The sequence below is a fragment of the Methylobacterium sp. WL116 genome, from assembly GCF_008039455.1.
GTDB lineage: Bacteria > Pseudomonadota > Alphaproteobacteria > Rhizobiales > Beijerinckiaceae > Methylobacterium.
In genome coordinates this window covers 1-6,366 of record NZ_VRUV01000260.1, presented here as the reverse complement: position 1 = coordinate 6,366, position 6,366 = coordinate 1, and the positions used below count along the sequence as shown (strand labels likewise).

Below are 6,366 nucleotides of genomic sequence, written 5' to 3'. Positions count from 1 at the left end.
GCTCCCGCCACCGCAGCGCAGGCGCCGGGCGAAAGCTTCGTCCTCGTCGGCGATCCGCCCGCGCCGCCGACCCCGAAGGCGCCCCCGCGAAAACCCTCGGCCGACCATACCGGGCAGGGGGTGATCCTGCTCGTGGAGGACGAGGATCCGGTCCGCGCCGTCAACAGCCGCGCGCTGTCGGCCCGCGGCTACACCGTGCTCGAGGCCGCTTCCGGCATCGACGCGCTGCACATCGTTCGCGAGGGCGGCCACCAGATCGACCTCGTCGTCTCTGACGTGGTGATGCCGGAGATGGACGGCCCGACCCTGCTGCGCGAGATCCGCAAGCACCTGCCGGAGCTCAAGGTGATCTTCGTCTCCGGCTATGCCGAGGACGCCTTCCGCAAGAACCTGCCGGAAGGCGAGACCTTCAACTTCCTGCCCAAGCCCTTCAGCCTGAAGCAGCTCGTCGAGACGGTGAAGGCGACGATGGCCGAGCCGTGAGGCGGCGGGCAGGCGCGGAAAAGGCTCCTCGGCGAGCCGATTCCGCCCTTGCTCGATGAGAACAAAACGGGTACATCAAATGCAGGTTCCAGCGCATTGAGATGCGCGCCCAACCCCTGCATAAGGATGCCGCACGATGGCTCAGGCCGCACTGAAAGTGGTGGAAACCCCCGGCATGGTGGACAAGGACAAGGCGAAGGCGATCGACGCCGCGCTGTCCCAGATCGAGCGGGCCTTCGGCAAGGGCTCGATCATGCGGCTCGGCAAGAACGACAAGGTGGCGGAGGTCGAGACCGTCTCCACCGGGTCGCTCGGCCTCGACATCGCGCTCGGCGTCGGCGGCCTGCCGCGCGGCCGCGTCATCGAGATCTACGGGCCGGAATCGTCGGGCAAGACCACGCTCGCGCTCCACACCATCGCCGAGGCCCAGAAGAAGGGCGGCGTCTGCGCCTTCGTCGATGCCGAGCACGCCCTCGACCCGGTCTACGCGCGCAAGCTCGGCGTCCAGCTCGACGACCTGCTGATCTCGCAGCCCGACACCGGCGAGCAGGCGCTCGAGATTACCGATACGCTGGTGCGCTCCGGCGCGATCGACGTGCTGGTGGTCGATTCGGTGGCGGCGCTGACGCCGCGCGCCGAGATCGAGGGCGAGATGGGCGACAGCCAGCCCGGCCTCCAGGCCCGCCTGATGAGCCAGGCGCTGCGCAAGCTCACCGGCTCGATCTCGCGCTCGAAGTGCATGGTGATCTTCATCAACCAGATCCGGATGAAGATCGGCGTGATGTACGGCAGCCCGGAGACGACCACGGGCGGCAACGCGCTGAAGTTCTACGCATCGGTCCGTCTCGACATCCGCCGCATCTCGACCCTCAAGGACCGGGACGAGGCGATCGGCAACCAGGTCCGCGTCAAGGTCGTGAAGAACAAGGTCGCGCCGCCGTTCAAGCAGGTCGAGTTCGACATCATGTTCGGCGAGGGCGTGTCGAAGGTCGGCGAGCTGATCGATCTCGGCGTCAAGGCCGGCATCGTCGAGAAGTCCGGCGCCTGGTTCTCCTACAACAGCCAGCGGCTCGGCCAGGGCCGCGAGAACTCCAAGGGGTTCCTGCGCGACAACCCCGAGATCGCGGGCAAGATCGAGACGTCGATCCGGCAAAATTCGGGGCTCGTCGCCGAGAAGATCCTGGAGAACGCCAAGCCGACCGAGGACGAGCTCGACGAGGGCGAGGCGTAGTCCGCACCGCCCCTCCGAAGCGGCACACCGAAACGAAGAAGCGCGCCGGCCCGGGAGGGCGGCGCGCTTCTTCGTTATGAAGCCCCGAATGGGGAATGCCGGACGGGCCGGCGCCTCGGCTCAGACGGCGCGAAGGCTCACGCCGAAAAGCCAGCCGGCTCGAACAGGAAGTCGTCGATCGTCGGGATGCTCACGGAGAGCCCGGCATAGGCCGGCTTCGACAGGCGCCACGGCCGCTCGGCCCGGGCGCGGATCGCCTCCGAGGGACGCAGGCGGCGCAGCGAGCCTTCCGGCTCGACCTCCTCGACGGTGAGGAAGCCGTAGACCTGCAGCCGGGACGCGATCAGCTTGGTCTCGCGGTCGCCCGCCGCCACCGTGAGCGTCCCCGTGGCATAGACCGCATCCATCAGCGCGCGCTGCTCGGACCGGCGCTGGGCCTGGCCCTCGCGGACGCCGCCCTCGTACGGCAGAGGCCGGCCCGCGGCGGCGATCCGCCGGAAGGGGACGACGTTCTCGGCCGCACTCGAAACGCTACCCATACGCATCACCCTGACCGTCGCCACATCGCATGGTCGGGTGCGCATCGCGCCGTCCCGACGAAGCGGACAATTCGACGAATCGCTTTAATCTTCTGTGAGCGCTGTCGAAGCGGGCTGTGCCCGACCTGCCCCGATCCGGCACGGTGCGCCGCGCTGACGAGGTCGCCCACCCGACGAGCAAGCTCCGGCCTCGCGCGGGCTATGGGAGGTCGACGTGATCAGGGAACGCGTCCCGATGGGCGCGGAGGTGATCGCCCCGGGCCCGAGCGCCGCCTGGAATAGCCGCCGCCAAGGTAACGCCGCCACCGGTCTGCACGGGCCCGACGGCACGAGCCGCGGCCTCGCGGTACGCAGACCACGACATTCGCACGCTCGCCGGGCGCGTGAACCGGCACGGAGACCCGGAGGCGGATCGCTTCGGGCAACCGTCCCGCACAAAACCTTAACCTCTCGTCGGATGCGAGATAATCGGCCGGAAACCATTGACCCCTCGGGCGATGGAGGCTAGAAGCGCGCCACTTCGAACGGCCCGGGGGCTGCTGACGAGGCTGAGCATCACGCTCATCCGTTCGTCGACGACGCGCCGATCCACCGTCGAAGGCTCACATCGCCTGACGTTCTCGTCAGATCAGTAGGTACGAGCGCGCCTGCCTTAACAGGGGTGCTCCTCTGCCGACAGCGCGCCAAGGGTCCTCACCGACCCCTGGCGCATATTCGTTTTGCGGATCTCCTTCGGGAGGTTCGTGGGCGGCTCCGCAGGGAGCCACGTTACGTCGCACGGGATCGCGCTTCGTCGCGATCCGGAGGAAGAGGGCACAGGATGCCGACGATCAACCAACTGATCGCGCAGCCGCGGAAGATCCAGCGGAGCCGCAACAAGGTGCCGGCGCTCAACGCCTGCCCGCAGAAGCGCGGCGTCTGCACCCGCGTCTACACGACGACCCCGAAGAAGCCGAACTCGGCGCTCCGCAAGGTCGCCAAGGTCCGCCTCACCAACGGCTTCGAGGTGATCGGTTACATCCCGGGCGAAGGCCACAACCTTCAGGAGCACTCGGTGGTGATGATCCGCGGCGGCCGCGTGAAGGACCTTCCGGGCGTGCGCTACCACATCCTCCGCGGCGTGCTCGACACGCAGGGCGTCAAGAACCGCAAGCAGCGCCGCTCCAAGTACGGCGCCAAGCGCCCGAAGTAAGATCTTCCCGTCCGGACGTTTTGCCCGGGCGGCCAACACGGCATTCCACTGCCTCGTAAGGATGTCGCCGGCGCTCTTCAGGAGTGGCTCAAGGCGGCCTGCGCGAGGTGCTTAGATCCTTATCCCTCGGAAGTTCCGCAATGTCCCGTCGCCATTCTGCCGAGAAGCGTGAGATCATCCCCGATCCGAAGTACGGGGATATCGTCCTCACCAAGTTCATGAATTCGATCATGTACGAGGGCAAGAAGTCCGTCGCCGAGCGGATCGTGTACGGCGCCTTCGAGATCGTCGAGAACCGCGCCCGCGCCAACCCGATCGAGGTGTTCCGCGCCGCCCTCGAGAACGTCGCCCCGATGATCGAGGTGCGCTCCCGGCGCGTCGGCGGCGCGACCTACCAGGTCCCCGTCGAGGTCCGCACCGAGCGCCGGCAGGCGCTGGCGATCCGGTGGCTGATCCAGGCCGCCCGCGGCCGCAACGACCGCACCATGGTCGAGCGCCTCTCGGCCGAGTTCCTCGATGCCGCGAACAATCGCGGCAACGCCGTCAAGAAGCGGGAAGACACGCACCGGATGGCGGAAGCCAACCGCGCCTTCTCGCACTACCGCTGGTAAGCGGCCCGACGCCCCTTTCGGAGAGATCCCGATGCCCCGCACCCACGCGATCGAGGACTACCGCAACTTCGGCATCATGGCCCACATTGATGCCGGCAAGACCACGACCACCGAGCGGATCCTCTACTACACCGGCAAGTCCCATAAGATCGGCGAGGTCCATGAGGGCGCCGCCACCATGGACTGGATGGAGCAGGAGCAGGAGCGCGGCATCACGATCACGTCCGCCGCGACGACGTGCTTCTGGCGCGAGAAGCGCCTGAACATCATCGACACGCCCGGCCACGTCGACTTCACCATCGAGGTAGAGCGCTCGCTCCGCGTGCTCGACGGCGCGGTGTGCGTGCTCGACGGCAACCAGGGCGTCGAGCCCCAGACCGAGACCGTCTGGCGCCAGGCCGACAAGTACGACGTCCCGCGCGTCGTGTTCGTGAACAAGATGGACAAGATCGGCGCCGACTTCTTCAAGTGCGTCGCCGACATCATCACCCGCGTCGCCGGCAAGCCGGTATGCCTGCAGCTGCCGATCGGCGCCGAGAACACCTTCAAGGGCGTGATCGACCTGATCAAGATGAAGGCGATCGTCTGGTCGGGTGAGGCGCTCGGCGCCAACTACGACGAGGAAGAGATCCCGGCCGACCTGAAGGATCAGGCGGTCGAGTACCGCACCAAGATGATCGAGGCCTGCGTCGAGCTCGACGACGAAGCCATGACCGCCTACCTCGACGGCGTCGAGCCGAGCGAGGAGACCCTTCGCAAGCTCGTCCGCCGCGCCGTGCAGCTGCGCGCCTTCCACCCGGTGCTCTGCGGCTCGGCGTTCAAGAACAAGGGCGTTCAGCCGCTGCTCGACGCGGTCGTCGATTACCTGCCGTCTCCCGCCGACCGCGGCGAGATCAAGGGCCTCGACTTCAAGACCGAGGAAGAGATCGTTCGTCACCCGACGGACACCGATCCCTTCTCCATGCTCGCCTTTAAGATCATGGACGATCCCCACGTCGGCACGATCACCTTCTGCCGCGTGTACTCGGGCAAGATCGAGTCGGGCGCCAACGTGCTCAACTCCTCGCGCGACAAGAAGGAGCGCGTCGGCCGCATGCTCCTGATGCACGCCAACAACCGCGAGGACGTCAAGGAAGCCTTCGCCGGCGACATCGTCGCGCTGGCCGGCCTCAAGGACACCCGCACCGGCGATACGCTGTCGGACCCGGTCAAGGTCGTGATCCTCGAGAAGATGGAGTTCCCGGAGCCCGTCATCGAGATCGCGGTCGAGCCGAAGTCGAAGGCCGACCAGGAGAAGCTCGGCATCGCGCTCGCCAAGCTCGCGGCCGAGGATCCGTCCTTCCGCGTCTCCACCGATCAGGAGTCGGGCCAGACCATCCTGCGCGGGATGGGCGAGCTCCACCTCGACATCAAGGTCGACATCCTGCGCCGCACCTACAAGGTCGACGCCAACATCGGCCAGCCGCAGGTGGCGTACCGCGAGAAGCTGACCCGCCGGACCGAGATCGACTACACCCACAAGAAGCAGACCGGCGGGACCGGCCAGTTCGCGCGGGTGAAGTTCGTGGTCGAGCCGAACGAGCCGGGCAAGGGCTTCGAGTTCGCCTCGAAGGTGATCGGCGGCGCGGTGCCCAAGGAGTACATCCCGGGCGTCGAGAAGGGGCTCAACTCGGTCCTCGGCGCCGGCATCCTCGCCGGCTTCCCGGTGGTCGACATCAAGGTCGAGCTGATCGACGGCGCCTATCACGACGTCGACTCCTCGGCGCTGGCCTTCGAGATCGCGTCCAGGGCGGCGCTGCGCGAGGCCCTGCAGAAGGGCGGCTCCGTGCTGCTCGAGCCGGTGATGAAGGTCGAGGTCGTCTCGCCGGAGGAGTATACCGGCTCGGTGATCGGCGATCTCAACTCCCGCCGCGGCCAGATCCAGGGCCAGGACATGCGCGGCAACGCGAACGTCATCAACGCGATGGTGCCGCTCGCCAACATGTTCGGCTACGTGAACCAGCTGCGCTCCTTCTCGCAGGGCCGCGCCAACTTCACGATGCAGTTCGACCACTACGAGGAAGTGCCGCGCGGCGAAGCCGACAAGGTCATCGCCAAGTACGCGTAAGTCTTTCCTCGACATCCCATCCGCGTCGCCGGCCTGACCGCAGGTCCGGCGCGCACCCCTCATCGAACCGGAGGCTACCATGGCCAAAGAGAAGTTTGCCCGCACGAAGCCGCACTGCAACATCGGCACGATCGGTCACGTCGACCACGGCAAGACGTCGCTGACGGCGGCGATCACGAAGGTCTTGGCGGAGTCCGGCGGGG

Annotated in this window: 7 protein-coding genes; 6 read left to right on the top strand and 1 reads right to left on the bottom strand. The window is 67.1% G+C overall.

What is annotated here, in order from left to right; all coding sequences use genetic code 11:
• Together FV223_RS17380 and recA are read left to right on the top strand one after the other, a co-directional pair.
• On the top strand, window positions 1–483 hold a 483-nt coding region (locus tag FV223_RS17380), incomplete at its 5' end, for a response regulator (RefSeq protein WP_246689707.1).
• Between the two features lie 136 nt (window positions 484–619).
• Entirely contained in the window at window positions 620–1,714 is a 1,095-nt protein-coding gene (recA, locus tag FV223_RS17375) for a recombinase RecA (RefSeq protein WP_147728204.1), read from the top strand.
• 137 nt (window positions 1,715–1,851) lie between these two features.
• On the opposite strand, the gene FV223_RS17370 is transcribed toward recA, so the two are convergent.
• Window positions 1,852–2,253: a hypothetical protein gene (locus tag FV223_RS17370; protein WP_147728203.1), complete on the bottom strand. Its 402-nt coding sequence runs from the start codon at window positions 2,251–2,253 to the stop codon at window positions 1,852–1,854.
• A gap of 820 nt (window positions 2,254–3,073) precedes the next feature.
• On the opposite strand from FV223_RS17370, the gene rpsL reads away from it, so the two are divergent.
• From rpsL to FV223_RS17350, 4 genes are all read left to right on the top strand, one after another.
• Window positions 3,074–3,445 (top strand): 30S ribosomal protein S12, encoded by a 372-nt coding sequence (gene rpsL, locus FV223_RS17365; protein WP_066927123.1) that lies wholly within the window; start codon window positions 3,074–3,076, stop codon window positions 3,443–3,445.
• A gap of 140 nt (window positions 3,446–3,585) precedes the next feature.
• Window positions 3,586–4,056: a 30S ribosomal protein S7 gene (gene rpsG, locus FV223_RS17360; protein ID WP_147728202.1), complete on the top strand. Its 471-nt coding sequence runs from the start codon at window positions 3,586–3,588 to the stop codon at window positions 4,054–4,056.
• A 31-nt stretch (window positions 4,057–4,087) separates the two neighbouring features.
• Window positions 4,088–6,163, top strand: coding sequence for an elongation factor G (gene fusA / locus FV223_RS17355; RefSeq protein ID WP_147728201.1), 2,076 nt, complete (start codon window positions 4,088–4,090; stop codon window positions 6,161–6,163).
• A 79-nt stretch (window positions 6,164–6,242) separates the two neighbouring features.
• Window positions 6,243–6,366, top strand: a 124-nt coding sequence (locus FV223_RS17350) for a GTP-binding protein (protein ID WP_246686237.1), incomplete at its 3' end; no start/stop codon positions are given.

Excerpts from the sequence above, each read along its gene's own strand:
- rpsG (WP_147728202.1), top strand. The coding sequence starts at position 3,586 with ATGTCCCGTCGCCATTCTGCCGAGAAGCGTGAGATCATCCCCGATCCG.
- rpsL (WP_066927123.1), top strand. The coding sequence starts at position 3,074 with ATGCCGACGATCAACCAACTGATCGCGCAGCCGCGGAAGATCCAGCGG.
- recA (WP_147728204.1), top strand. The coding sequence starts at position 620 with ATGGCTCAGGCCGCACTGAAAGTGGTGGAAACCCCCGGCATGGTGGAC.
- FV223_RS17370 (WP_147728203.1), bottom strand. The coding sequence starts at position 2,253 with ATGGGTAGCGTTTCGAGTGCGGCCGAGAACGTCGTCCCCTTCCGGCGG.
- fusA (WP_147728201.1), top strand. The coding sequence starts at position 4,088 with ATGCCCCGCACCCACGCGATCGAGGACTACCGCAACTTCGGCATCATG.